At 72.9% G+C, this 25,736-nt stretch carries 24 protein-coding genes; 12 read left to right on the forward strand and 12 right to left on the reverse strand.

The genetic code is table 11. The features are described 5' to 3' along the window. Positions 1-261: 261 nt before the first annotated feature. Positions 262-1,191: a M48 family metalloprotease gene (locus tag AB0B40_RS08340; protein ID WP_345047403.1), complete on the reverse strand. Its 930-nt coding sequence runs from the start codon at positions 1,189-1,191 to the stop codon at positions 262-264. Continuing rightward, the gene (locus AB0B40_RS08345) at positions 1,188-1,559 is read right to left on the reverse strand and encodes a BlaI/MecI/CopY family transcriptional regulator (RefSeq protein ID WP_345047401.1); all 372 of its coding nucleotides are present in this window, start codon (positions 1,557-1,559) and stop codon (positions 1,188-1,190) included. The genes AB0B40_RS08340 and AB0B40_RS08345 overlap by 4 nt, the downstream gene beginning before the upstream one ends. 127 nt (positions 1,560-1,686) lie before the next feature. On the opposite strand from AB0B40_RS08345, the gene AB0B40_RS08350 reads away from it, so the two are divergent. The 6 genes from AB0B40_RS08350 to AB0B40_RS08375 all read left to right on the forward strand — a co-directional run bounded on the left by AB0B40_RS08350 (position 1,687) and on the right by AB0B40_RS08375 (position 5,469). Then, positions 1,687-2,349, forward strand: a complete 663-nt coding sequence (locus tag AB0B40_RS08350; RefSeq protein WP_345047400.1) for a DedA family protein — start codon at positions 1,687-1,689, stop codon at positions 2,347-2,349. Further along, positions 2,346-2,951: a phosphatase PAP2 family protein gene (locus AB0B40_RS08355; protein WP_362263552.1), complete on the forward strand. Its 606-nt coding sequence runs from the start codon at positions 2,346-2,348 to the stop codon at positions 2,949-2,951. The genes AB0B40_RS08350 and AB0B40_RS08355 overlap by 4 nt, the downstream gene beginning before the upstream one ends. Then, positions 2,948-3,631, forward strand: a complete 684-nt coding sequence (locus AB0B40_RS08360; RefSeq protein WP_345047397.1) for a phosphatase PAP2 family protein — start codon at positions 2,948-2,950, stop codon at positions 3,629-3,631. The genes AB0B40_RS08355 and AB0B40_RS08360 overlap by 4 nt, the downstream gene beginning before the upstream one ends. A 357-nt stretch (positions 3,632-3,988) precedes the next feature. Next, on the forward strand, positions 3,989-4,327 hold the full coding sequence (locus AB0B40_RS08365; RefSeq protein ID WP_345047395.1) for a MerR family transcriptional regulator: 339 nt from the start codon (positions 3,989-3,991) through the stop codon (positions 4,325-4,327). 230 nt (positions 4,328-4,557) lie between these two features. Beyond that, complete coding sequence (locus AB0B40_RS08370; protein ID WP_069779708.1) at positions 4,558-4,761, forward strand: cold-shock protein; 204 nt, start codon at positions 4,558-4,560, stop codon at positions 4,759-4,761. Positions 4,762-5,133: 372 nt separating this feature from the next. Then, a complete protein-coding gene (locus tag AB0B40_RS08375; protein WP_362263611.1) occupies positions 5,134-5,469 on the forward strand; it encodes a CBS domain-containing protein in 336 nt (111 codons plus the stop codon). A 92-nt stretch (positions 5,470-5,561) separates the two neighbouring features. Here AB0B40_RS08375 and AB0B40_RS08380 read toward each other — a convergent pair whose 3' ends face one another. The 3 genes from AB0B40_RS08380 to AB0B40_RS08390 all read right to left on the reverse strand — a co-directional run bounded on the left by AB0B40_RS08380 (position 5,562) and on the right by AB0B40_RS08390 (position 9,076). After that, on the reverse strand, positions 5,562-6,923 hold the full coding sequence (locus tag AB0B40_RS08380) for a C1 family peptidase (protein WP_362263553.1): 1,362 nt from the start codon (positions 6,921-6,923) through the stop codon (positions 5,562-5,564). A gap of 111 nt (positions 6,924-7,034) precedes the next feature. After that, a complete protein-coding gene (locus AB0B40_RS08385; RefSeq protein ID WP_345047390.1) occupies positions 7,035-8,318 on the reverse strand; it encodes a hypothetical protein in 1,284 nt (427 codons plus the stop codon). A 260-nt stretch (positions 8,319-8,578) separates the two neighbouring features. Beyond that, entirely contained in the window at positions 8,579-9,076 is a 498-nt protein-coding gene (locus AB0B40_RS08390; protein WP_345047389.1) for a SigE family RNA polymerase sigma factor, read from the reverse strand. A gap of 322 nt (positions 9,077-9,398) precedes the next feature. Between AB0B40_RS08390 and ctaD the strand changes: the two genes are divergently transcribed. Then, complete coding sequence (gene ctaD, locus AB0B40_RS08395; protein ID WP_362263554.1) at positions 9,399-11,123, forward strand: cytochrome c oxidase subunit I; 1,725 nt, start codon at positions 9,399-9,401, stop codon at positions 11,121-11,123. After that, the gene (locus AB0B40_RS08400) at positions 11,120-11,470 is read left to right on the forward strand and encodes a cytochrome C oxidase subunit I (protein WP_345047386.1); all 351 of its coding nucleotides are present in this window, start codon (positions 11,120-11,122) and stop codon (positions 11,468-11,470) included. The genes ctaD and AB0B40_RS08400 overlap by 4 nt, the downstream gene beginning before the upstream one ends. Positions 11,471-11,548: 78 nt before the next feature. On the opposite strand, the gene AB0B40_RS08405 is transcribed toward AB0B40_RS08400, so the two are convergent. The 3 genes from AB0B40_RS08405 to AB0B40_RS08415 all read right to left on the reverse strand — a co-directional run bounded on the left by AB0B40_RS08405 (position 11,549) and on the right by AB0B40_RS08415 (position 14,139). Next, positions 11,549-12,496, reverse strand: coding sequence for an MIP/aquaporin family protein (locus tag AB0B40_RS08405; RefSeq protein WP_362263555.1), 948 nt, complete (start codon positions 12,494-12,496; stop codon positions 11,549-11,551). Between the two features lie 232 nt (positions 12,497-12,728). Then, on the reverse strand, positions 12,729-13,394 hold the full coding sequence (locus AB0B40_RS08410; protein WP_345047383.1) for an SDR family NAD(P)-dependent oxidoreductase: 666 nt from the start codon (positions 13,392-13,394) through the stop codon (positions 12,729-12,731). Between the two features lie 58 nt (positions 13,395-13,452). Further along, entirely contained in the window at positions 13,453-14,139 is a 687-nt protein-coding gene (locus tag AB0B40_RS08415) for a DUF6445 family protein (protein WP_362263556.1), read from the reverse strand. Positions 14,140-14,402: 263 nt separating this feature from the next. Between AB0B40_RS08415 and AB0B40_RS08420 the strand changes: the two genes are divergently transcribed. Continuing rightward, positions 14,403-15,152, forward strand: a complete 750-nt coding sequence (locus AB0B40_RS08420; RefSeq protein ID WP_345047441.1) for a DUF4142 domain-containing protein — start codon at positions 14,403-14,405, stop codon at positions 15,150-15,152. A gap of 281 nt (positions 15,153-15,433) precedes the next feature. Here the strand turns inward: AB0B40_RS08420 and AB0B40_RS08425 are convergent, their stop codons facing one another. The 3 genes from AB0B40_RS08425 to thrS form a co-directional block, all read right to left on the reverse strand. Then, positions 15,434-17,116, reverse strand: a complete 1,683-nt coding sequence (locus tag AB0B40_RS08425; protein WP_362263557.1) for a glycoside hydrolase family 13 protein — start codon at positions 17,114-17,116, stop codon at positions 15,434-15,436. Between the two features lie 89 nt (positions 17,117-17,205). After that, the gene (locus tag AB0B40_RS08430; protein WP_345047379.1) at positions 17,206-18,171 is read right to left on the reverse strand and encodes a nucleoside hydrolase; all 966 of its coding nucleotides are present in this window, start codon (positions 18,169-18,171) and stop codon (positions 17,206-17,208) included. Between the two features lie 59 nt (positions 18,172-18,230). Beyond that, positions 18,231-19,499, reverse strand: coding sequence for a threonine--tRNA ligase (gene thrS, locus AB0B40_RS08435; RefSeq protein WP_362263558.1), 1,269 nt, complete (start codon positions 19,497-19,499; stop codon positions 18,231-18,233). A gap of 308 nt (positions 19,500-19,807) precedes the next feature. Here thrS and AB0B40_RS08440 point away from each other — a divergent pair, with 308 nt between their 5' ends. Beyond that, positions 19,808-20,599 (forward strand): hypothetical protein, encoded by a 792-nt coding sequence (locus AB0B40_RS08440; protein ID WP_362263559.1) that lies wholly within the window; start codon positions 19,808-19,810, stop codon positions 20,597-20,599. Between the two features lie 19 nt (positions 20,600-20,618). Here AB0B40_RS08440 and AB0B40_RS08445 read toward each other — a convergent pair whose 3' ends face one another. Further along, complete coding sequence (locus AB0B40_RS08445) at positions 20,619-21,962, reverse strand: helix-turn-helix transcriptional regulator (protein WP_345047376.1); 1,344 nt, start codon at positions 21,960-21,962, stop codon at positions 20,619-20,621. Between the two features lie 415 nt (positions 21,963-22,377). Between AB0B40_RS08445 and AB0B40_RS08450 the strand changes: the two genes are divergently transcribed. Then, positions 22,378-23,619, forward strand: coding sequence for an amidohydrolase (locus AB0B40_RS08450; protein WP_345047374.1), 1,242 nt, complete (start codon positions 22,378-22,380; stop codon positions 23,617-23,619). Positions 23,620-23,733: 114 nt separating this feature from the next. Continuing rightward, positions 23,734-25,716, forward strand: a complete 1,983-nt coding sequence (locus tag AB0B40_RS08455) for an Ig-like domain repeat protein (RefSeq protein ID WP_362263560.1) — start codon at positions 23,734-23,736, stop codon at positions 25,714-25,716. Positions 25,717-25,736 lie beyond the last annotated feature (20 nt).

Raw genomic sequence — 25,736 nt, forward strand, 5'->3', positions numbered from 1 at the left:
TGCGTCGGGGTGCGTCGGGGTACGACGGGGTGCGTCGGGGTGCGTCGGGGTGCGTCGGATCCGCGGTGGCCTCGGCGGGCACCCGGCCGCTGCGGGGCCCCGCGGGCGGGCGGGGCGGGGCGGGGCGGAGGAGGCCGGGGCGAGGACCGGGGCGGCTGCGGCGGTACGGGGGCGCCGCGGTGCGGGCGGTGCCCGTCGTGGGCTCGGCGGCCGTGCGGCCGGCCGCCCGATGGCTCGTGCAGGGGCTGGAGCCCGTGCCGGTCAGAGGCCCTTCTCGCCCTGGGCGATCTCGACCTGGTGGTGGAAGCCGGCGACGCCGGCTGTTCCGGCGGCGACGGACAGGAGCGCGCAGACCACGAGGAGGAACGCGGTGCAGCGCGCGGCGCGCGGGCGGCCCTCGGCGGGTTCGAGGAGGGCCGCGACGCGTCGCGGGACCGGGCCGGTGGTCGCCGCGGGGGCGAAGGCGGGGCGGGTGGAGGGGGAGGAGTGGCTGGCGAGGGCGGCGCGGGCGATGGCCCTGGCGATGAGGCGTCGGTCGCCGAGGGCTGCGGCGGCGGCCTCGTCGGCGGCCCGCTCGGCGGCGAGCCGGATGGTGTCGCGCACACCGCGCAGGGCGGGGTGGCAGTGGGCGGCGAGTTCGGCGGCGACCAGGAAGTAGTGGTGGCCGGCCCGGTTGTGGGCGCGTTCGTGGGCGAACAGGGCCTCGCGCTCGACGGCTCCCAGGCTGCGCAGCATCGCGGTGGTGACGACGATGCGGTGGGGCCGCCCCGGCAGGGCGTACGCATCCGCGTGGGGCGAGTCGACGACGCACAGGTCACCGGCGGCCGGGCGGCTGTCCGCCTGCGCCCGGGCGGCGCGGAAGGCGCGGGCCTGGCGGAAGGCCGAACGGGCGAGGGTCCAGACGCTGAGCGTGAGTACTCCGGTGGCCGCCGTGGCCGCGGGGACGACGAGGTGGCCGAAGGGCGTGCGCAGGGGGTGGATGAGTTCGCCGAGGGCGGCGAGGGCGGGCAGCTTCAGCAGTCCGGTCAGGACCAGGGCGCCGAGGGCGGCCACGCAGGTCCCCGCCAGCGTGAGGGCCGAGGCGGTGAGGGCCCACAGCGCGACGGCGGGAGCGAGCCGGTCGAGGGCCCGCCGCCCCAGCGCCGGCGCGAGGAAGGGCAGGACCAGGGGCAGCAGCAACAGGGCGGTCATCGCTCGTCACCGTCCAGGAGATGGCGCAGGAGCTGCTCGTCGCCGGGGCTGAGCTGGGCGACGAAGCGGGCCAGGACCGTCTCCCGGTCGGTGTCCCGGTCGAGTTCGGTGTGCATGCGCCGGGCGGTCAGGCCGGGAGCGTCCTGGACGGGGAGGTAGGCGTAGCCGCGCCCCTGCCGCTCACGGCTGACGACGCCCTTCTCGTGCAGTCGGGTCAGAATCGTCGCCACTGTCGTCCGGGCCAGTCCGGAGCCGAGTTCGGCCTGCACCCGCCCCGGCGTGAGCGGGGCCCCGGCGGCCCACAGCGCGGCCATCACGGCGGCCTCGAGTTCGCCGGCCGGCCGTCTCTCGTCCCTCGCATCCGCCATGGGAACGTCCTCACTCCCCCGTCGTCTACAGTCGAGTAGACTGTCTACAGAATTGTAGTCGCTCGTCGGGCGCCTCCGCTGCGGCGCGTCCGGCGCGGTGCGGACGCACGATGAAGGGGCCTCGACGATGACCACAGCCATGCACCTATCGTCGCAGCTCGCTGTCAATGTGCTGGATGCGCGGTCCCTGCTGGCCGCCTTCGGCGTGCTGGGCGTGGGTGTGGTGCTGTTCGCCGAGACCGGGCTGCTGATCGGTTTCTTCCTGCCGGGCGACTCCCTGCTGTTCACGGCCGGGCTGCTGTGCACCGGCACCGCCGACCGCGGCCTGAAGCTGTCGCTCGGCCCGCTCCTGGTCGCCGCGGCGGTGGGGGCGCTGGCGGGTTCGCAGTGCGGATACCTCCTGGGCCGCAGAGCGGGCGGCGCCCTGCTCGCCCGCAGCCGCTCCGCCCGCCTGCACGAGGGGGCGGAGCGCGCCGAGGAGCTGCTGGAGCGCTACGGGCACGCGAAGGCCATCGTGCTGGCCCGCTTCGTACCCGTGGTGCGCACGGTCCTGAACCCGATGGCGGGCGCCCTGCGGGTGCCGGTACGGACGTTCACCGTCTGGCAGGTGACCGGCGGCCTGGTGTGGAGCCTGGGCCTCACGCTGGCGGGTTACGCGCTGGGCTCCTCCGTGCCGAACGTGGACCGGTATCTGCTGCCGATGGTCGCGGTGATCGTCGCCCTGTCGCTGATTCCGCTCGCGGCCGAGGTCTACCGCTCGCGGCGTGACGCGAAGGCGGCCCGCGGATGATCCTCGCCTTCGACGGCTCGTCCGTCGACCGCTCGGCCTACACCGACGTGGTGAACCTCGCCCACCGCTCTCCCACGTGGCTGAACGACACCGTGTCGGCGTGGTCGACGTACGGACTCGCCCTGTTCGCCGTTCTCCTGTTCGCCGGCTGGTGGCGCGCCCGCCGGGTGGGCGCCGTCGCGTCGGTGACGGCACTCGCCGCGCCGTTCGTCGTGGTCCTGGCCTACGGCGTGGACGCCGTGCTGAAGCTGCTGGTGCGCGAGGACCGGCCCTGCCAGAGCCTGCATGTGGCCACCCTGGAGGCGTGCCCGGCACCCGGTGACTGGTCCTTCCCCAGCAACCACGCGGCCATCGCGGCCGCGGCGGCCGTCGCCCTGCTGTTCGTCTCCCGCCGGCTGGGCGCGGTCGCCGCCGTGGCCGCCTGCGCGATGGCTCTCTCGCGGGTCTGGGTCGGCGCTCACTACCCCCACGACGTGGTGGCGGGGGTCGTGGTGGGCGCCGTGACCGTGCCGCTCGTCCTGCTCGCACTGCGCAGGCCCGCGCAGGCCCTGGCCCCCCGGCTCGCGGCCACCCGCCTGCGTCCCCTGCTGGTGGCGTCGTGAAGCGCGGTGAGGTCGCCGAACTGGCCGGCAGCTGCGGCCTCGGCGCGTGGACGGCGTTCGGCGTGATGACCATGGTCATGGTCGGCCGCGACGGCACACCGCTGTGGGCGGACAGGGGCCTTCTCAACTGGTCCGTCGCCCATCGGCCGGACGGCGTCGTGGCGCTCGCCCGCGGTCTGACCGCCACGGGGACGGGTGTCGTCCCGTACGCGCTGGCCGTGCTGGCCGGGATCATCGCGGGGCGCACCCTCCGGCAGCGCGCGCTCGCCGTCGCGCTCTGCCTGGCCTGCCTCGCGGCGGGCCAGGCCCTGCGGTACGGGGTCATGACGCTCGTCGCCCGGCCACGGCCGCCTCTGACGGACTGGCGGACGCATGCCTCGGGGTGGGCGTTCCCGTCCGGTCACGCCACGACAGCGGCCCTTGCCGCCGGACTGCTGATCATCGCCGTCGTACTGCGCGGCCCGCGTGGCAGGATCCTGTACGCCCTGGTCATCGGCGCCTGGGGCGCACTGGTCGGCCTGACCCGCGTCTACCTCGGGGTGCACTGGTTCACCGACGTCGTCGGCGGCTGGCTGTTCGCCCTCGGCTGGCTCGGCGTGTGCGTGTGCGCCGTGAGCCGCCGGCCGCCCGGCTGCGAGGCCCCCGACACGACGCGGACCGACACAAGCGCGCAGCTCTGAGGACGGCTGAGACATCGCCGGAGTGGCACCGCCGCCGCTCGGGTCGAGCGAGCCCTGCCGCCCGGCCTGTGACGGCCGGGCGGCAGAGTGGGGGACGGACGCACGGAATGCCGGCTGCTGGTCCGAACCCACACGAGGCACGGCCGCTCTCCACCGCACAGGTCACCACGGGGCGTCCGTTCAAACGCGCGGCGGGGGAACGGGAGCGGAAGGCGCGGGAAACCTGCCGTGGGCAGGCCACATCTGCACGCGTGCCGGGGATAGGGTTGTGACACCGGAACAGCTGGTGCCGACTCCTTCGGAGCACGGGCGCCCCGGCCGCCCGGACCCCCTCGCCGCGCCCCCGATGAAGGTGCCATGCCCGCCGAGAACGCTGCTGTCGCCGACCACCTCGACGACGACGACTACCCCGCCTACACCATGGGGCGGGCCGCCGACGTTCTCGGGACCACCCCGGCCTTCCTGCGGGCCATCGGCGAGGCCGAGTTGATCACTCCGCTGCGCTCGGAGGGCGGACACCGCCGTTACTCCCGCCGCCAGCTGCGGGTCGCCGCCCGCGCCCGCGAGCTCGTCGTCCAGGGGACGCCCGTCGAGGCCGCGTGCCGCATCGTCACCCTGGAGGACCGGCTCGGCGACGCCCTCCGGCTGAACGAGGAAATGCGCCGGAAACTGGCTGAGCACGGTCTGGATACCTAGTGCCGCCGATACAGAAATTTCCTCTCGAGTGGCCGAGGGTTTCCGCGACATTCTCCGAGCGCCTGCGTTTTTCCCTCGACCTGTGTTAGCGTGATAGCAGTTGCAGTTTTGGTTACCAGAGACTTGTTTCTTTGCACAGCTTTCCGGGTCTTTCCGGAGGGGTGATCATCGCGGCGACTCGGGATCCGTAAAGTGCGGAATCCGGCACTGCCCCTTAAGGGAGATTCAATATGGCATCTGGCACCGTGAAGTGGTTCAACGCGGAAAAGGGCTTCGGCTTCATCGAGCAGGACGGCGGCGGCGCTGACGTGTTCGCCCACTACTCGAACATCGCCACCCAGGGCTTCCGCGAGCTTCAGGAAGGCCAGAAGGTTACCTTCGACGTCACTCAGGGCCAGAAGGGCCCGCAGGCCGAGAACATCGTTCCCGCCTGACCTGACGCCTGACACGGACGTCGCGAGCCCAGGGCTCGCGGATCACGTGGCTGGGGCCCGCACCCTCGGGGTGCGGGCCCCAGCCCGTTTCCGTATCGATTTCTCTCGGCTCCCCCTCCGAATTCCCGAGCGATTCCGCAGCGGCGGAGGAACCTCTCGGCACTGCCACGCCGAGTCCCGGCAGTCGAGGCCGCCTCTCACTCGTCCCGCCCCGCCCGGCGCAGAGACACAACCGTCGTTCTCGAAGGGGAAAAGCCTTTGACGCTGTTTCCGTCCCGCTCCCCGCAGGTGTCTTCCTGCCCGCAACAGGTCCCGTCCCGCGCGCACCCGACCGGGAGGGTCTACAGCACCGGCCTGACCGCCCGTGACGTCATGCACGCCCCCGGGCCGCAGGTGGACGACCACATGACGGTCGACGTCGCCCTGTCCGTCCTCATCGGCGCCCGCGTTCCGCACCTGCTTCTCCGGGACGAGGACGGCCGGTGCACGGGACTGGTCACCCGGGCCCAGCTCGCGGCGCACCGGGGCGGCCACTGGTACGCCGACCGGACCCGGCTGCGGGACATCCCGCTCGACCGCGGCCCGTTCACCTCGTCCGCGACCATCCTCGACGACGCGGAAGCCGCCATGCGGGTCCGGGCCCTGGTCGCGTCCCCCGTCGTCGACGACCAGGGTTACGCCCTGGGCGTCCTCGCCCTTCCACGCTGACGGCCGTCCCCCCGTCCCGTTCGTCCGCCCCGTTCATCCGTTCCGCGCGTCCGCCCCGTTCATCCGTCTCGCGCGTCCGCCCCGGCTCTGCTTCAGTCGGCGAGAGCGCCCATCGGGTCCCAGGCGGGGAGCACGATCGGCGGCCGGTCGAGGGCCGTGGCCAGGTCCGCCGGGAGAGCGGAACGGCGGACCGCGATCTCGAAGACGTGCTCGCCGAACCACGAGTCGTTCATGGTCCAGAAGCCCTTGTCGGCCTTCTCCTCACCCCAGCTGTTCTCCACCCGCCAGCGGCGCGGGCTGCCGTCCACCACGTCGACTCCGGTGAACAGCATCGCGTGGGTCATCTGTGTGTCGTGGTACAGCAGCCGGTCGGCCTTGTCCATGGTGAAGGGCGCGTCGTAGACGGCGGCGTAGTCGAAGAGTGCGGCGTCCCAGACGCCGGCGTCCGCGCGCATCATCTTGGCCACGTCGCAGCCGAACCACACCGGCTCACCGCCGACGATCGTGTCCATGGCCAGCCGCTTCAGCAGCTCGACCGGTACGTTCAGGTAGACCACCGGCGGGGCGTCCACGACGTTGCCCAGGTACTCGACGGTGAACGTGCGGCCGACCGGGCTCGACTCCCGCGGGTCGTGCACCAGGCAGACGTACTCGTCCAGCGGGAGCCGCACGTACGAGGCGGCGAACTCCGCCGGGGTGAGCCAGCCGTCGCGGTGGAACTCCTTGTCCTTGTCCTCCCACTGCCACAGGAACCGCCGCGGCGGCGTGCCGAGATGGATGCCGAGCACCCGGTGGACGGCGGCCAGCACCTCGCGCTTGCGCTCCCGCTGGGCGTCCGCTCCCTCGCGGGCCAGCCCGCGCAGATCGCGGGCACCCTGGCGCAGCAGGGTCTGCAGGGCGCGGTTCATCGCCCGGGTCGATGAGGAGCTGTCGGTCTCCGGCATCGCCGACTTCGGTACCAGGCCGTGCTTGGCGACCAGGGCCACGAACATGTTCCACTGGCCGCCGTCACCGATCGGGTCCGCCAGCAGATGCGCCACCGTACGGTCGTCCACGTTCCGGTCCGAGGTGTCGATGACCGCTTCGAGGAAGTGGTTCGCCCGCTCGAACTTGTCCCACCACAGCAGGTAGTTCTGGGAGAACTCGAAGTCCCTCACACCCAGCTCGCGCGCGGCGCCGACCCGGAGCAGGTTGAGCCCGGCGAACATCCAGCAGCGTCCGCTCTGCTTCTGGTTGGTGGCCTTCCAGTCGTCCAGGTGGTGGGAGACCGAGTGGTCGATACCGGTGAGGATCCGCCGGTCCAGGGCGACGTCGTCCACGGGGGTCTGGGTGACGGCGTTCTGCATCAGCCGGTTCGCCGGGCGGGCGGCGAACTCCTTCTCGAACGCCTCCAGCTGATCGGAGGTCAGGCTGCGGTCCATGGCCGGGCGGGAGTCGTCGTTTCCGAAGGACACAGCGGTTTGCCTCCAGTTTTCCCGTGGTTCCCCAGACGAGCGCGTCCTCACCGTCGCACGGCCGTTCGGCCGGAGTCAACGGAGTGGGCGCACCCCGCGGGACCCGGCCGCTCAGTCCGTGAAGAACCGCTTGTCGAGCGCGATGCTCAGCAGCCGGTCCATGCTCAGCGCGGGCCGGGGGCGGGTCACCGGGGCGCTCTCCGCGTAGGAGTTGACCTCGCGGGCCGCCACCCGCCGGCCGTCCGGGTACAGGACGTCGACCAGCCACACCTGTGCCGAGCCGCCCTTCTCCGACGTCCCCCGGACCTTCTTGATCCGGGTGCCGTCGCCTGACTCCGTGGCCTCGCAGTGGCCGGCGACCCCGGCGCAGCCCATGTGCCCGGCCAGGTCGGCCGTCATGTCGTACTGCACGTCGACCTCCACCATGTTCTTCCCGTGGCCGTCGTCCCAGACGAGCTGGACCATCCCGTCCGAGGCGTTCTCGTCGGAGACGGTTCCGCCCCGGGGCAGGTGCCCCTTCAGCACGCGGCTCAGCCGGGTGCCGGGTGCGTGCCGCCGGCCGGTGGAGGCGGCGGTGGTGGGAGTCGGCCGGGGGGCCGGCAGCGCGGCGATCGCCTTGTGCCACGCCGGGCTGCGCACGATCGAGGTGAGCCGGGCGAGCGACAGCAGCGGATCGGCGCCGCCGGACGACGCCTTCTCGCCGCCGCCGCCGAACTCCTGCACCGTCAGCTGGGCGCCGTCCGCGGTGGTGAGCACCACGTACCAGCGCTTCTGGCCGGTGTCCGCGTTGGGGTAGGTGAACGACTCGGTGGTGTTGAGCACCGCCCCGCCGGGGAGCTTCTCGGTGGTGCACTTGTCGTAGGGACGGACCTCCACGGGCAGGCAGCCGCCGTTGCCCTGTTGCCCGGCGGGGATGCCGGGGTCCAGCCGGGCGACGGTGATGTCGACGGCGGAGGTCCCCCGCGCGGTGGTGTAGGTCAGCCTGGCCGTCGGCAGGACGCCGGGGTCGCCGTCCTGGGTACCCGTGCCCGAGGCCGCGGAGACGGTGCCGCCGGGCGGCAGCAGCTCCTTGAGCGTGCGGACCATCTCGTCGCCGCTGACCGGCGAGGCCGCCCGGGAGGCCGGGGGCTCGGTGGGGCGCCCCTGGGTGGCGGTCCGCAACCGGTCGGCGGAGCCGTCGCCGTGGCCGCCGAGAGCGCCCGTGGCCAGCAGGCCGCCGCCCGCGGTGACCACCGCGGCAGCCGCGGCGGTGATCCGGGCGGCGGTGGCCAGCCGCATCCGCCGGCCCCGGTCGACGGAACGCCGTACGAGGTCGGGGGAATGGGGTGGGAACTCGACCGTGGCGTGGCTCATGGCGCGGGCCACCCGGGCTTCGAACTCCTCGTCGGGGGACATGGGCGGGGTCTCCGTTCGTCTGGGATCGGCGGCGGTTCTTCGTACATCGCTGCGGCTCGCGCGCGGCTGCGAGCCCGGTCGTCCGGCCGCGCTCGTCATGCGGTCCGGCCGGCCGGCTCGGGTCCGTACGGCCACGTCGGCCGGCCCGGTTCATGGCGTCAGGCCGGCCCGCGCGGGTCCGTACGGTCACCTCGGCCGGCCCGGTTCATGGCGTCAGGCCGGCCCGCACGGGTCCGTACCGGCGGGTCGGCCGGTACGGCTCATGCGGTCAGGTCGGCCAACTCGGTGCCGAGCAGGGTGCGCAGCCGTCGCAGGGCGCGGGTGCTCCGGGTCCGGACGGCACCCGGTGACTGCTTCAGCACGTGGGCGGTCTCCTCCACCGAGCGGTCCTCCCAGTAGCGCAGCACCAGCACCGCGCGGTCCTTGGCCGTCAGCCGCGCCAGACCGTCCAGCAGGGCCATCCGCAGTTCCGCGTCCGGTGCCGGTCCGGCGGCGTCGGGCAGCCGGTCACTGGGGCGCTCGGTGGAACTGCGGCGGCGGCGCTGGGAGACGTAGGTGCGCACCAGCACCGTGTTGGCGTAGGCCACCGGGGATTCCGCGCGGCTGATCCGCCGCCAGGAGCGGTACATCTTGGCCAGGGTCTCCTGCACCAGGTCCTCGGCGAGGTGCCAGTCGCCCGTGAGCAGACAGGCGGTCCGGAACAGCGGCCCGCTGCGGGCGACTGCGAACTCCAGATAGTCCGCGGGTGCTTCCCTCACCGTGTGTCCTCTCGTGGTCGGCGTCATCTCTTACACGCGGTGAGGGTGCCGACGCGTTACGCGCCTTTCGCAACGGATCCTCGCAGGCGGCGTTCTCCGCACCGGGACGCCCCCGCACGAGCGACGACCCGGCCGATTCGCCGTCCGTGGACGGTGCGGGCCACCGTGCCTCCCCTCCCGCACTGGTCCGTCCGGGTGCATCCGTCATCCGGACGGCCGCGCGTCGGCCGTACTGGGCCGCGCGGCCGCCCTCGCGCGGTCGAGGATGGCGGACGACGAACGTGGAGTGGGCGCACGGCAAGCATCGGGAGACGGACGACTGGTGAGCATCCTCAACGAACCCCAGGGCGGTGCCGAGGCAGCCGGCGACTCCTACGAGAGCGAGCTGCCGCTCAGGCGCAAACAGCCCGGCAACGTCGTGGTGAAGTGGCTGACGACCACCGATCACAAGACGATCGGCACGCTGTATCTGTCGACGTCGTTCGCGTTCTTCCTGTTCGGCGGCGTGATGGCGCTGATCCTGCGGGCCGAGCTGGCCCGGCCGGGGCTGCAGCTGATCTCGAACGAGCAGTACAACCAGCTGTTCACGATGCACGGCACCGTGATGCTGCTGATGTTCGCGACCCCGCTGTTCGCCGGGTTCACGAACTGGATCATGCCGCTGCAGATCGGGGCGCCGGACGTGGCGTTCCCGCGCCTGAACATGTTCGCCTACTGGCTGTACCTGTTCGGTTCCCTCATCGCCGTCGGCGGCTTCCTCACCCCGGACGGCGCGGCCGACTTCGGCTGGTTCGCGTACACCCCGCTGTCGGACGCGATCCGCACCCCGGGCATCGGCGGCGACATGTGGGCCATGGGCCTGGCCTTCTCCGGCTTCGGCACCATCCTCGGCGCGGTCAACTTCATTACCACCATCATCTGCATGCGCGCCCCGGGCATGACCATGTTCCGGATGCCGATCTTCACCTGGAACGTGCTGCTGACCGGTGTCCTGGTCCTGCTGGCCTTCCCGTGCCTCGCCGCCGCGCTGTTCGCCCTGGAGGCGGACCGGAAGTTCGGCGCCCACGTGTATGACGCGGCCAATGGCGGGCCCCTGCTGTGGCAACACCTCTTCTGGTTCTTCGGCCATCCGGAGGTGTACATCATCGCCCTGCCGTTCTTCGGGATCGTCACCGAGATCATCCCGGTGTTCGCCCGCAAGCCGATCTTCGGTTACATGGGCCTGGTGGCCGCGACCATCGCGATCGCCGGTCTGTCCGTGACGGTGTGGGCCCACCACATGTACGTCACCGGTGGTGTGCTGCTGCCGTTCTTCGCCTTCATGACCTTCCTGATCGCCGTACCGACCGGGGTGAAGTTCTTCAACTGGATCGGCACGATGTGGAAGGGGTCGTTGTCCTTCGAGACGCCGATGCTGTGGGCGGCCGGCTTCCTCGTGACGTTCCTCTTCGGCGGACTGACCGGTGTCATCCTGGCCTCGCCCCCGATGGACTTCCACGTCTCCGACTCGTACTTCGTGGTGGCCCACTTCCACTACGTGGTCTTCGGCACGGTCGTGTTCGCGATGTTCGCCGGATTCCACTTCTGGTGGCCCAAGTTCACGGGGAAGATGCTGGACGAGCGGCTCGGCAAGATCACCTTCTGGACGCTGTTCGTCGGCTTCCACACCACCTTCCTGGTGCAGCACTGGCTCGGCGCCGAGGGCATGCCGCGCCGGTACGCCGACTACCTGGCGTCCGACGGCTTCACCGCGCTGAACACGGTCTCCACCATCGGTTCCTTCCTGCTCGGTCTGTCGATGCTGCCGTTCCTCTACAACGTGTGGAAGACGGCCAAGTACGGCCAGCCGGTCGGCGTGGACGACCCGTGGGGCTTCGGCCGCTCGCTGGAGTGGGCGACCTCCTGCCCGCCGCCGCGGCACAACTTCGTCACCCTGCCGCGGATCCGCAGCGAATCCCCGGCGTTCGACCTGCACCACCCGGACATCGCGATGCAGGAGTACGAGGCCCACGCGCATCCGGCCGCCTCCGACCGAGGGCACGGGTGAGCGGTCTGCCCCAGCAGGGGGCCGGAGTGGGTGGCGACCTCGGCAACGAGGTGGAGGGCTACCTGCTGTGGCAGGCCAGGATCGCCGAGGCGGAGCGGCGGGCGCGGGAGTTCGCGGGCTCCCTGGACTGGCTGACGACGGCGCAGCGCGAGGAGATCGAGCGGCGGTACGTCGCCGACAGTCTGCGGCGGGCCCGGGCCGACCTCGAACGCGTCGCGGCGCGCTGCGTGTCGCTGCGGGCCGAGTACGAGCACCGGTACGAGGTGTTGCGGCGGCGCTGCGTGGGCGTGGTGCTCGCGGTGTGCGCCGGCTTCACCACCGTGGCCACGCTGCTGCTGGTCCTCTGACGAGCCGCCGTACGCTGAACCGGCCCGGACGCCGTCCCGTGCGGACGGCGTCGCCGGGCCGGGCGGGGTGCGCCGGGGTCACTCCTCGTCGCTGGTGGCGACCGGGGTCGAGCGGCCCGGTGGCGGCGCTTCGGCCAGTTCGGACCGGACGAGCAGGACGTCGCCGATGAAGAGGTCGTACACGAGGATGCCGACGGCGCCGCCGACCAGGGGACCGACGATGGGGATCCACCAGTAGGCGCTGAAGGCCCCGGACACGCTTCCCGGGAAGGCCAGGCTGTCCCAGCCCGCGGCATACGTGAACAGGCGCGGTCCGAAGTCGCGGGCCGGGTTGATGGCGTAGCCCGCGTTGGCGCCGTAGGACATGCCGATGGCGGCGACGGCGAAGCCGATGACCAGTGGCCCGAGATTGGCCTTCACGGCCTGGTTGCGCAGGTCGACGACGGCGGCGATCAGCATGAGCAGGAGAGCCGTGCCGACGATCTGGTCGACCAGCGGCCCCCAGATGCCGCCGTGGAAGTACGCGGCCGGGAAGGTCGCGAAGATGGAGAAGGTGGTGTTCGTGTGCCCGTTCACCTTCGGCCCCGTCACGGTGCTGTCGAAGGTGTTGATGGCGTCGTGGTACACGAGGTACACCAGCGCGGCCCCGGTGAGGGCGCCGGCGACCTGCGCGAACCAGTACGGCAGGACCTTGGCCCAGGAGAATCCGCGGCGCAGGGCCATCGCCAGGGTCACCGCCGGGTTGAGGTGGGCGCCGCTGACGCCGCCGGCGACGTAGACGCCGAAGACGACGGCGAAGGCCCAGCCCCACGTGATGAGCAGCCAGTCGCCCGCCGCGAGGAAGATCGTGGTGGGAGTGGCGGCCCGGCCCGAACCGGGCAGCGCGGCCACCGCCATCGCGACCACACCGCAGCCGAAGGCGATGAGGACGAGGGTTCCGAGGAACTCCGCCAGGCACTCGCCCAGCAGACCGCCCCGGCTTCTGAGGCGGGACGTCTTGACGAGTGGAGGGATTTCCACAGCCATGGAGGCCCCCTTTGAAGAGAGCAAATGCGGCCAATATCCCTATATTGGCTTACAAAGTCATTCCCCGCAGGGTGACCGTTCCCTGCCCTCCCGCTCAGCCCTGTACGGGCAGGTCGGGACGCGTGCCGAGAAACACCGGACAGGCGACCGCGGCGGCCCCCTCGCGCCGCCGCTCCCGTACTCAGCGCACCGGGAATCCGACCGGTCGGGACCGACCGGCCCGGGGGCGGGGTCAGCTGTCGAGGTCATCGGCGTAGTGCCGGAACCCGTGCCGCTCCCGGTGCATGGACCACAGGGTCTGCGCGAGCACCTCCGGGTCCTTGCGGGCGTGCCCCGCCGTGATCGCCCCGGGGATCACCAGCTGCGCGACATGGATCCCCTCCGCCGCGAGCCGGTCGTGCAGCAGATGGCCGTACGCGCTCTCCGCGGCGAAGGCGATCGAGGTCCCGGCCCGCTCGGGGTGCGGTACGGCGGCGCTCCCGCCGTTCACGAACAGGATCGTGCCGCGCCCGAGCCGCCGCATCCCCGGCAGCACCTGCTGCACGGCGGCCACCGGCCCGTAGACGGAGAACTCGATCGGCCCGACCAGCTCCCGGTGGCCGGTGTCCAGTACCGGCCGCATGAAGTCCCGGTGCGGCACCGGGCTGTACTGCAGCACCTCGACGGTCCCGAGGGCGTCGGCCAGCTCCGCCAGTGCCACGGCCAGCCGCTCCGGCCGGCGCACGTCGGCGGCGAATCCGCGGGCGGTGATCCCCTCGTCCGCGAGGCCCTCGGCGATCGCGTCCAGCCGGCCCCGGTCCCGGGCGACGAGTCCGACGCCGAACCCTTCCCGCCCGAACCTCCGGGCGACGGCGGCCCCGAGCCCGGGTCCGGCTCCCACGATGGCGACACTGCTCATGCCCACCATCCGTACCGCACGCGCGCCCGGCTCACACCGGCCGGCCCACCCGGCCGGCTCAGGCCATCCAGAAGAAGACCGCCGTCATGCGCTTCTCCTCCAGCGTCCGGCCGGCGTAACCGGTCGCGCTGTGCACCAGGTTGGCGTGGTACAGGAGCAGGCGGTTGTACTTGTGCGGGACCCGTACGTCCTCCTCGAAGTGGTCCGCCGGGACGTACCGCGTGCCGAGGGCCTCGACGAGGTTGTTGTGCGGGGCCTGGACGATGTTGCCGCCGAGCCGGCCGCCGGGGAGCGACTGGCGGTAGAAGGCGGTCCCGCAGTCCTTGGGCGCGTCCGGGTTGAGGTAGAGCACGGCCGCGTACCGGCACAGGGCGCGGGAGTCGGTGTGCGGGCGGGGCTCGCTCTCGCCCTCGCCGACCACCTGGACGCAGTTGTGGTTGAGGGTGCCGCCGCCGGGCGTCCGCTGCACCCAGAGTTCCTTCGCCCCGGTCGCCTTCCTCACCAGCCTTTCGACCCGGTCCAGTTCGGCGGGCTCCAGGCCCGGCATGGCGCGCAGGCCCGGCCAGGTCTCGGAGGTGTAGGGGTATCCCTCGGCCCAGTCGTCCTTGGCCAGGCACCGCTGCCGTACGGCGTCGACGTCGGGCAGGACGTCGTCGAACACCCAGTAGTCGCGGCCCTTGGTGGGCTTGCGGTAGGGCAGGACGGGCATCGCGGCGGGCGGGCGCGGCGCGGGCTGTGGAGGCATGCGGCGAATCTAGGACCGCGTCAGGTCCGCCCTCTCCCGGCCGGGGGTCAACGTTTCGTCAACCGTTCGCCATGTGCGCCAAAGAGAGGCAATCACCGTTACGGCGAGTCGCTTTCACAGTTTTTACCCGCGCGGCCGAGACGAACCGCCCTGCCGTCCGTACTGCTGTGCGTCCCAACCGTCCACGCCGTCACCGTGGGCGGCTCCACGACCGGGCAGGAGGCACGGTGCGCTTTTCGCGGAACGCGACGGGAACTCTCTTCGTGGGCGGTGCGATGGCCCTCACCCTCGCGGCCCTCGCCTACCCGGGCATGCTCGGGCTGGACACCGTCTCCAGCTCGCAGACCCGGATCATCGCGCAGACCCAGTGGGGGCCGCTCACCGAGGGCGACCGTGACTTCGTGGTCAGGGTGCGCGCGGCCGGCCTGTGGGAGTACCCGCTCGGTCAGATCGGCCTTCAGAAGGGCTCCTCCAAGGAGGTCAAGACGGCCAGCGCGCACCTGGTCGACGGGCACGCGGCGCTGGACGCCTCCTGCCGCAAGATCGCGCCCATGCTGAACGTCACGCTGCCCAACGTGGCGAGCCCACAGCAGGAGGGGTTCGTCACCCAGTTGAAGGCGGAGAGCGGCAAGCAGTTCGACACCGACTTCGCCAACATCCTGCGGATGACGCACGGCTCCATCTTCAACAGCATCGCGAAGATCCGTTCCACGACGAAGAACTCGCTGGTCCGCGCCCTCGCCGACCAGGCCAACGACACCGTGCTGGACCACATGACGGTGATGGAGAAGACCGGTCTGGTGGACTTCGACCAGACCATCTTCAACCAGACCACCCCGCCGAAGCTGCCGTCGTCCGACCTGACTCCCCCGGCTCCCCCCGCGGGCCAGCCGGAGGTGGTGCTGACCCCGCCGCCGACCGCCACGTCCACCCCACTGGACCTGAGCGGCCTGGGCGCCGGCGGCGGGACGGCGGCCGGCACCATCCCCGGCCCCAGCCCGTCGGCGGGCTGACCTGCCCCGCCCCCGCCACCGGACTCCCGCCCCGGCCCCGTCGGCGCCCTGCCCCGACCCGGGCAGGGGGCATGCCCGCCCCGAACCCGGCGGCGGGCTGCCCCCGACCGGACCCACTGGCAGCCCGACCCAACCCGGACCCGGCGGCGGGCCGTCCCCGACCCCGAACCCATCGGCCCGGCCCCACCCGGACCCGGCGGCGGCCAGGCCGGCTCGGGGTGGCGGGGCCGGGCCGGCCCCGGCCCGGTGGGGGCCTGATGCGGGTCGGACTCGGGGGTGGGTCAGCCCAGCCAGGTCGTTGTGTCGGGGGGCAGTTCCTTGCCGTCCGGCAGTGGTGCGCTGCTCAGCAGGATCTCGCCGGGCGGCAGCGGTACCGGTTCCGGGCCCAGGTTGGTGACGCTGCGCCAGGCTCCGGTGCGGGCGAAGTCCAGCACGCCGGCGGGCGCGTCCGGCGTCCAGGTCAGCGTCTCGCCCTCCAGGAGCTTGCGGCGCAGCCGCAGGGCCGTGCGGTACAGCTCCAGCGTGGAGCCCTCGGTACCGGTCTGCGCCGCCACCGCCAGGGCCGCGAAGGCCGACGGCTGCGGCAGCCAGCCGGCCCCGGGCCCGAAGCCGTACGACGGTCCGGTCGTCGTCCACGGCAGCGGCACCCGGCAGCCGTCGCGGCCCTTGCGGACATGGCCGCTCTGCTGCCAGATCGGGTCCTGGAGCACCTCCGTGGGCAGGTCGGCGACCTCGGGCAGGCCCAGTTCCTCGCCCTGGTAGAGGTACGCCGAGCCGGGCAGCGCCAGCATCAGCAGGGTCGCCGCCCGGGCCCGGCGCAGGCCGGCCGCCGGGTCGATCGCGGGTGCCCTACCGCCGGACAGCAGCCAGGCGGCCGGGTCGGTGCCGGGCGGCAGCATGAGCCGGGAGGCGTGCCGGACGACGTCGTGGTTGGACAGCACCCAGGTCGCGGGGGCCCCGGCGGCCCGGGCCGTGGCCAGCGAGCCGCCGATGACCTCACGCAGCTCCTCCGCGTCCCACCGCGCCTCCAGGTACTCGAAGTTGAAGGCCTGGCCGAGTTCGTCGGGCCGGGCGTACAGGGCGCGGCGGGCACCCGGGACCCATGCCTCGGCGACGGCCGTGCGCGGCGGGCTGTAGGCGTCGAAGATCCCGCGCCAGTCGCGGTAGATCTCGTGGACCTCGTCGCGGTCCCAGTACGGGTGGCTGCCCGGCGGCACCCGCGGCAGGGCGTCCTCGCCGGTCGCGCCGATGTCACCGACGTCCCGCAGCGGTTCCCCGAGGTGCTTGGCGAGGCCGTGCGCGACATCGACGCGGAAGCCGTCCACGCCCCGGTCGGACCAGAAGCGCAAGGTGGTGCGGAAGTCGGCACGGACCTCCTCGTTCTCCCAGTTCAGGTCGGGCTGCTCGGGGGCGAACAGGTGGAGGTACCACTCGCCGTCCGGCAGCCGCCGCCAGGCACTGCCGCCGAACACCGACTGCCAGTCCGTCGGCGGGAGTTCACCGTGCTCGCCCCGGCCCGGCCGGAAGACGTAGCGGTCCCGGGCCGGGGAGCCGGGGGCGGCGCGCAGCGCCTCCTGGAACCAGGGGTGCAGATGGGAGGTGTGGTTGGGGACGACGTCCACGACGACCTTGAGGCCGAGCCGGTGCGCCTCGGCGGCCAGGGCGTCGAAGTCGGCCAGGGTGCCGAGGCGCTCGTCGACCCCGCGCGGGTCGATGACGTCGTAGCCGCCGTCGGCGAGTTCGGAAGGGTAGAAGGGGCTCAGCCACACGGCGTCCACCCCGAGCGTGGCGAGGTGGTCCAGCCGCTCGGTGACGCCCCGGAGGTCACCGAGGCCGTCCCCGTCGGCGTCGGCGAAGCTGCGCGGATAGACCTGGTAGACGACGGCCTGCCGCCACCAGTCGGGGTTCCGGGGGGAGAGGTCGGGCGAGGGCTCCGGGGAGGGATCCGGCGAAAGGTCTGCCATACGGGCTCCGTTCGGGCGGTCCGACGGTCGCTGTGCCGTTCGGTCGACAGTACAGACTCTGTCCACCTTGCCCGGAAAAGGAACAAGGACTAGCGCTCGACCGTTTCCAGGTACAGCTTGACGTAACGGTCGACGTCCACGTCCAACGCCACGTCCACCAGGGCCCGTTCGCGTCCGCCCTCGTGGATCTCGGACTCGCCCGGCCGGGGGCGGCGGTCCACGACGGTCTGGCCGCGGGCCGGGCCGGGGGCCAGGGAGACCTCGACCGGCAGCAGCCGGGTGGTGATGCCCCGCGGGTCGGCGACCGCGCACACCGCGCCCGCGTCGCCGAGGCCGCCCGCCTCCTCCGCCTCCGGCTCCTCGCCCTGGGTGGTCGGCCGGTGCGCGAGGAGGTCGCCGGCCAGCCGGGTGCCGGGCTCGTCGCTCGTGCGCAGCCGGTGCACCTCCTCGGCGGGGACGACGACCCGCATGAAGACGTCCAGGCCGTACATCGTGATCGGCACCCCGGCCGTGAGCAGGATCGCCGCCGCCTCCGGGTCGTGCCACACGTTGAACTCCGCGACCGGCGTGGCGTTCCCGGTGGTCACGGCGCCGCCCATGAACACGATCCGCTCGATGTGCGAGGTCACCTCCGGGTGGGTGCGCAGCAGCAGGGCGATGTTCGTCAGCGGGGCCGTCGGGATCAGGGTCACCGGGCGCGGGGAGGCGAGGATCTCCCGGCGCAGCAGGGTGACGGCGTCGACGTCCGCCGGGGCCCGGGTGGGCGCCGGCAGGCCCAGGTCGCCCATGCCGTCGGCGCCGTGCACGTGCCGGGCCGGGCGGGCCGGCTCCAGCAGCGGGCGCTCGGCACCCCGCCCCACGGGGATGTCGGGGGCGCCCGCGCGCTCCAGCACGGTGAGGGTGTTGCGGACCACGCCGTCGACGTCGGTGTTCCCGGCCACACAGGTCACGGCGCGCAGGTCGAGTCCCGGGTGGCGTACGGCGAACAGCAGGGCCAGGGCGTCGTCGACCCCGGTGTCACAGTCGATGATCACAGGGATGGGCTGACCGGTCACGGCGGACTCCTTCCGTCGTGCCGACCTTAGATCAGGTCGGGATGCGATGAGCGGTGTGTTCAGGCCCAGAGCGCGGTGCCCCGCGCCGCCACCCGCGCGGTGATCCGGTGCAGCAGCTCGGACACCGGGAGCGCGACGGGCCGCCGCCCGTCCCGCAGCCGTACGGCGGCCAGCCCGGCGCCGGCCTCCCGGGCGCCGATCACCGCCTGGTACGGGACCAGGCGCGCGGCGCGGACCCGGGCCCCGAGGGTGCCGTCCCCAGGTCCGGCGAGTTCGGCGCGCAGGCCGCGTGCGACGGCCTCGCGGACCAGCGCCGCCGCCTGCTCCACCTGCTCCTCGGCGACCGGCAGGACGACCAGCTGGACCGGGGCCAGCCAGGCCGGGAAGGCACCGCCGTGCACCTCGACGAGGTGGGCGACGGCCCGCTCGACGCTGCCGATGACGCTGCGGTGCACCATCACCGGCCGGTGCTTCGCACCGTCGGGGCCGGTGTAGCGCAGGCCGAAGCGGGCGGGCTGGTGGAAGTCGATCTGCACGGTGGACAGGGTGGACTCGCGGCCCGCCGGGTCCGCGATCTGCACGTCGATCTTCGGGCCGTAGAACGCGGCCTCGCCCTCGGCCTCCTCGTGGGCCACCCCCGCCTCGGCGAGGACCTCCCGCAGCAGCCCGGTGGCCCGGTGCCACAGCTCCGGGCCGGCGACGTACTTGCCGCCCTCGCCGGGCAGGGACAGGCGGTGGCGCACGGCCCGGATGCCGAGGTCGGCGTAGGCGCGGGCGATCAGCTCAAGGGCCGCGCGGGCCTCCGCCACCGCCTGGTCCAGGGTGCAGAAGACGTGGGCGTCGTTGAGGTGGATGGCGCGCACCCGGGTCAGGCCGCCCAGCACGCCGGACAGCTCGGCACGGTGCATGGTGCCCAGCTCGGCGATGCGCAGGGGCAGTTCGCGGTAACTGCGGGAGCGGGAGCGGTAGATCAGGGCGTGGTGCGGGCAGAGGCTGGGCCGCAGCACGACCTCCTCCGCGCCGAGCCTCATCGGCGGGTACATGTCGTCGCGGTAGTGCTCCCAGTGCCCGGAGATCTCGTACAGCTCCCGTTTGCCGAGCGCGGGCGAGTACACGTGCCGGTAGCCGGCCCGGCGTTCGGCGTCCCGGACGTACTCCTCCAGGGTGTGCCGGACGACGGCGCCGTCGGGCAGCCAGTACGGCAGACCGGCGCCCATCAGCGGGTCGGTGCCGAAGAGGCCGAGTTCGCGGCCGAGGCGGCGGTGGTCGGCGAGCCCGGCCTGGTCGTCGTCGCGGGCTCGGTCGTCGTCGCGGGCCTGGTCGTTCATGGGGTCTCCTGCGTGGGTCGGCGGGAGAGGCGGACACCCCGTGACATGCCGAAGCCCCGGGGCGTGCGCCCCGGGGCTTCGATGCTGGTCAGGTGTCAGCGCGCCGGGACGGTCTCCGGCGTCGTCGTGTTCGACGGGCACTGCTGGGCGCGCTGCATGGCCCGGACCGTAACAGCCGCCCTACGGCCCCCACCACGTGTTTTCCGGCGCCCCTCACCCGTACGGACCGGAGCGCTGGTGGGCGGCCCGGGCCGGTGGTGCCGTGAGATCAGGCATCCCGCCGGCCGTACGCAGCCCAGGAGGCATCGATGTCCCCCGCGATACGCCCCCAGATACCCCGTGCCGTCCTCCTCCCCCTCCTCGCCACCGGTCTCCTCATCGTCGGCGGCTGCGCGGCCCTCGGCCTGCGCCAACCGCAGAGCGCGCCGCACCCCCTGCCCACGGTCGACCGGCCGGCGCCCACGTCGAAGACCTCCGCGCGAGCCGACGGTGCCACGCTCACCGACGAGCAGGCGCAGGCCGCCCTGATCACCCAGACGGACCTCGGCGCCCCCTGGACGGCCACGCGCGGCGCGGCCACCTGGCGGGACGGACTGCTGAAGACGCGCACCACGGCCGGGGAGTGCCAGCGCCTGCTGGACGCCCTCTACAGCGACGAGCTGCTCGGCGCCCCGGCCCGCGTCGCGATCGGCCTGGACGACGCCGACACCGACGCCCAGCTCCGCTACCAGCTCGGCGCGCGCCGCCCGGCGGACGTCGACGCCACGCTGGCCTGGCTGGGCACGATGCCGGTGCAGTGCGCACGGTTCACGGCCACCACGGATCTCGGGCTCGTGGAGGACGTGCAGGTCACGAACGCCCCGCTGCCGGAGGTCGGGGACGTACGCCAGGGCCTGCGGGTCACCGTCGCCGGTACGGCATCCGAGGGGCAGGAGTTCCTGCTCACCATGGATGTGGCCGCCGTCCGGGTGGGCGAGGACGCCTTCGCCCTCACCAACGCCGGTCTCGGTGACGTACCGAACGACGCGACGCAGGCCGCCGTCCAGATCGGCGCGCTCCGTCTGTCGGACGTCCGCAGACAGGGCCGGGCGCAGGTGTGAGAGCGGGACGGGCCCCGGCTCACAGGGGTGGCTGGGCCGGGGCCGGGCCGAGGGTGGTGGTGCCGGGGGCGGTGCGGTGGCCGAGGCCGGTGCGGTAGGCGTCCAGGGCGGCCTCGACGCGGCCCGTGCGGCGCAGCAGGTCGCCGAGCAGGCGGCACAGGTCGGCGAGGTCACCGGCCGCCCCCGCGCGTTCCAGGAGGCTGAGGGCGCGGACGTAGTGTTCCTCGGCGGCCTCGGTGTCCCGGGTGTCCTCGGCGATGATGCCGAGCAGGCGGTGCGCGGCGGCGGCGTGGACGGCGCCGCGCTCGGAGGAGAAGTCCCCGAGGACGCCCTCCAGCAGCTCGGCGGCCTCCTCCGACTTCCCCCGGCGGTGCAGGACGTCGGCGAGTTCGACGGCGGCCTGGCTGCGGTACAGGGCGGCGCGGGTCCGCGACAGCATGGTGTGCGCCTGCCGCAGCTCCGCCTCGGCCCGGTCCAGCTCGCCGTTCTGGGCGCAGACGTAGCCGCGCATCCAGTGGCAGTTGGCCAGCTCGGTGCGCAGGCGCAGCTGGCGGTACAGCTCGGCCGCCTTGGCCAGGGAGGCGTCGGCCTCGGCGACCCGGCCCTCGGCGAGCAGGGTGCGGGCCACCGAGCGGTGCATCCGGGCGATCAGCGCGGGGTCGCCGGCCTGCGGGGCGAGCGCGAGGGCGAACTCGGCGGCCTGGGCGGCGCGGGCGTGGGCGCCCATGTCCATGTACGGGCCGATGACGCTGGCGTAGAGCAGCAGGAGCGCGTCGGGGTCGTGCAGCCCGCCGCGGTTCAGCTCGTCGAGGGTGGACTCCAGGAGGTAGACCGCGTAGCGGAGTTCACCGGCGAGGTAGTGGGCGACCGCCCGGCCGCGTACGGCGGGGACGCGCACCGGCAGGGCCTTTCCGGCCATCTGTTCCTCGGCCCGCTCGAAGTGCTCGCGGGCCTCGGTCAGCCGTCCGGTCTCCAGGGCGCATTCCCCGAGTCCGAGCAGGGCGGCGGCCTGTTCGCCCCCGAGCCCGTGGGCCTCCGCCTCGGCGCGCAGCACGGCGTACTGGGCGGCGGCCTCCTCGGCCCGGCCGTCGGCGAGGGCGCGCTGGGCCTCGGTGAGCCGTAGCCGCACATCGGTGGCGAGGCGGGCGGGGCGGCCGACGGACAGCTCCTCGAAGGCGACCCCGAGCCGGTCCGCGATGTGCCGCAACGCCTCGTCCGAGGCCCGGACCCGCCCCGCCTCCAGGGTGGAGATGTAGGCCGGCGTGTAGGCGGGTTCCGCCAACTGCCTCTGAGTGAGTCCGCGTTGGGTGCGCAGCCGCTGCACCCGCCGCCCGACGACCTCTGCATCGTCCCGCTCGCGCATGTCCCTGCTCCCCCCAACTCGCCCGGCACCCCTTGCCGTTGGGATCCGGTAACCCCTAGGTTAAATGGCGGATTAAGCACGCTTAATACGCCGCTGTTCGTGTTGCGAGGTCGCCGTGCCAGGACGTACATCCGCACCTTACGCACCCCCCACCGCCCTCTCCCACTCCCGCATACGCCCGGCCGGCCGGTCCTCCGCCACCCGGGGCGTCGTCGCCGCCGTCGTCGCCGCCACGGCCCTGCTCCTCGCGGCCAACGCCGGTCCGGCCCGGGCGGCCGACGTCCCGCCGGCCTCGACGGCCGCTGTGCAGGCGGACCGGTGAGGCCGGTGGCGTACGACCGGCCGGGCCGGGCCGGCCGCGTCCCGGGGCGCCGCCGCACCGCGGTCGCCGTCGGGCAGGGCCTACCCTGACCCCGTGACCTCCCCCGCCGCCCGTGTCGCCATGGACCTGACCGCCGATCTCGACACCCCCCGACTGGAGGACTTCTACCGGGACCTGCACCGGCACCCCGAGCTGTCCCTGCGCGAGCACCGCACCGCCGCGAAGCTCGCCGGCCGGCTCGAAGGTGCCGGGTTCGAGGTCGCCGAGGGCGTCGGCGGCACCGGGGTCGCCGGAGTGCTGCGCAACGGGGAGGGCCCCGTCGTGCTGGTGCGCGCCGACATGGACGCGCTGCCGGTCGCCGAGGAGACCGGGCTGCCGTACGCCTCCGGCACCGCCGGTGTGATGCACGCCTGCGGGCATGACCTGCACGTCACCTGGCTGGCCGGGGCGGCCCAGGCGCTGGCGGCCGGGCGGGAGAGCTGGAGCGGGACGCTGCTGGTGGTGGGGCAGCCCGCCGAGGAGACCGGGCAGGGCGCGGCCCGGATGATCGCCGACGGGCTGTACGAGCGGTTCGGGCGGCCGGACGTGCTGCTCGGGCAGCACGCCGCTCCGGGACCGGCCGGGCTGTACCCGCACGTACCCGGCCTGATCATGTCCGCCTCGACGGACGTGGACATCGTGGTGCACGGCCGCGGCGGGCACGGTTCGCGCCCGGAGGCGACCGTGGACCCGGTGGTGACGGCCGCCTATCTCGTCACCCGGCTGCAGACGGTGGTGTCCCGGGAGATCGCGGCGGGCGAGTCCGCGGTGCTGACGGTGGGGCGGATCGAGGCCGGCACCCGGCACAACATCATCCCCGCCGAGGCACGTATCGCGCTGAACCTGCGCACCCGGACCGAGGCGGTCCGGCAGCGGATGCTGGCCGCGGTCCGGCGGATCGCGCACGGCGAGTGCCTGGCCGCCGGCTGCCCGCGCGAGCCGGACGTGACCGTCGGCGCCACCTTCCCCATGACCGTGAACGACGCCGGCACGGACGCAACCGTGGCCGCCGTGCACGGCGAGGTGTTCGGCACGGAGACGGTCTTCGACCCGGGCCCGGCGATGGGCAGCGAGGACTTCCCCGAGCTGGCGCTCGGCTCGATCCCGTACGCCTACTGGTTCGTCACCACCACCCCCGCCGAGGTGTGGGAGCAGGCGCCCGGCGACACGCTCCCCGAGAAGTTCTCGGCCGTGCCGAGCAACCACAGCCCCCGGTTCGCGCCCGACCTGTCCACGGTCGCCCCGGGTGTCCGCACCCTTGTGTCCGGGGCCCTGGCGCTGTTGTCGGTGACATGACCTAGTCTTTGCGCACTCGCCACACGAGGCACATGGCTCATGCACCGGGGGCTGACGACTCGCCGTGCCCGCGTGGTCCCTGCCTTTCATTCGTTCCGGGGGGTTCGAATCAGCGTGCGCAAACGCTCTCTCACCGCTGCCACCGCCCTGGCGGTCCTCTGCGGTTCCATGGCGCTCGGCGCCACACCGGCGGTCGCCGACTCCAGCCAGATCCTGCCGGTGAAGTCCGTCGGCGACATCGTGGCGGACGGCTTCCACCAGCGGGTCTTCATCAGCGACCCCGCCAACGGCAAGATCGTCGTCACCGACTTCAGCGGAAAGGTCGTCAAGCAGCTGACCTCGCTGACGGGCGTGACGGACCTGGAGCTGTCGGCCGACTCCAACACGCTCTACGCGGCCGTGCCCGGCCGGGGCGCGATCGTCGTCATCGCCGCCGCCTCCGCCACCGAGGTCACGCGGATCCTGATGCCGTCGCCCTCGATCCGTCCGAAGTACCTCGCGGAGACGCGGGGCAAGCTGTGGTTCGGTTACGACTTCCAGCAGGGCACGGGTGAAATCGGCGTCGTCGACCTGCTCGACGGCCATTACCCGGTCGGCTTCCGCCAGGACACCAGCGGCACCTGGGGCTCCGCCCCGATGCTGGACGCCGCCGAGGGCACGCTGGTCGCCGGCACGCCCGTACAGAGCCCGACGGAGCTGTCCACGTACGACGCCTCGTCCGGCACCCTCGTCCGTACCGCCCACGCCACCGTGGAGGGCGGCAACACGCGGGACCTGGCCGTCACCCCCGACGGCAAGGACGTCGTGGTGGCCAGCGCGTCGCCCTACTACCAGGCCGTCTACAAGACCGCCGACCTGACGGCCGACGGCAACTACCCCGTCAACGCCTACCCGAACGCGGTGGACATCGCCCCGGACGGTTCGGTCGCGGCGGGCATCGACGGCGCGTACGAGCCGGACGTGTACGTCTTCAAGCCGGGCTCGCACTCCACGGTGCGCGAGTACGACTTCCCGTCCTCCTCCGCCGACGGCAACGCCGACCGGCTCGCCGCCGCCGGCCTGGCCTGGGCACCGGACGCCTCACGGCTGTTCGCGGTGTCGTCCAACAGCGACGGCGTGTACCGCGTGCGGGTGCTCGACACCCCGACGAAGGCGGCCACCACCGTCACGGTCGACGCGCCGGCTTCGGCCGCCCGCGCCAAGAAGCTCACCGTCAAGGGCAAGGTCGCGTCCAAGACGGCCGTCCGCGCCGGCACCAGGCTGACCGTCACCCGCACCGACCTGGACTCCCCCAAGGGCAGGACGCTGCCCGCGGCGACCCTCAGGGCCGACGGCACGTTCTCCTTCACCGACACCCCGCCGGCCGGCGGCAAGGTGCGGTACACGGTGACCTTCGCCGGTGACGCCGAGCACGCGGCCGGCTCCGGCTCGGACTCCGTCGCCGTCTCCCGCGCCAGGCCCAAGCTGACGATCGACAACAACCGCAAGGTGTACACGTACGGCAAAGACGTCACGTTCACCGCGCACCTCGGCGCGACGTACAAGAACCGTACGGTGGAGATCTGGGCCGACCCGTTCGGCGGGGACAAGCCCGGCAAGCGGGTCAAGGCCGGGAAGGTCAACTCCCACGGCGACCTCTCGGTCACGCTGGACCTGAGGCGGGACACCAAGGTCACCGCGAAGTTCGCGGGCGACTCCCGCTACACGTCCGCCTCCGCCTCCGCCACGGTCGGCACCCAGGTCAGCGTGTCCACGTCGGTCTCCGGCCACTACCGGGCGAAGTCCGTGTGGGGCCACACGTACTACTTCTTCCACAAGGCCAAGGACCCGCTGGTCACGACGAAGATGACGTACTACCCGAACCGGGCGCAGAAGTTCGAGTTCGAGGTGTACTACCAGGGCCGCTGGTACCCGGGCGACCCCGCGTACTTCAAGCTGGGCTCCGACGGCGTCAGCAAGGTCCGCATCAACGGCGACCACGGGCAGGACGTCGGCTGGCGCTTCCGGGTCCGCTCGTCGTACATCGACGGCTCCTCCGGTGACAGCGTGAACTCCACGACGCACGGCGCCTGGAAGTACTTCACCTTCACCGGCTGAGGGACCCGCAGGGGCCCGGG

This window comes from Streptomyces sp. NPDC042638 (genome assembly GCF_040647235.1).
In the GTDB taxonomy this organism is placed as follows: domain Bacteria; phylum Actinomycetota; class Actinomycetes; order Streptomycetales; family Streptomycetaceae; genus Streptomyces; species Streptomyces rameus.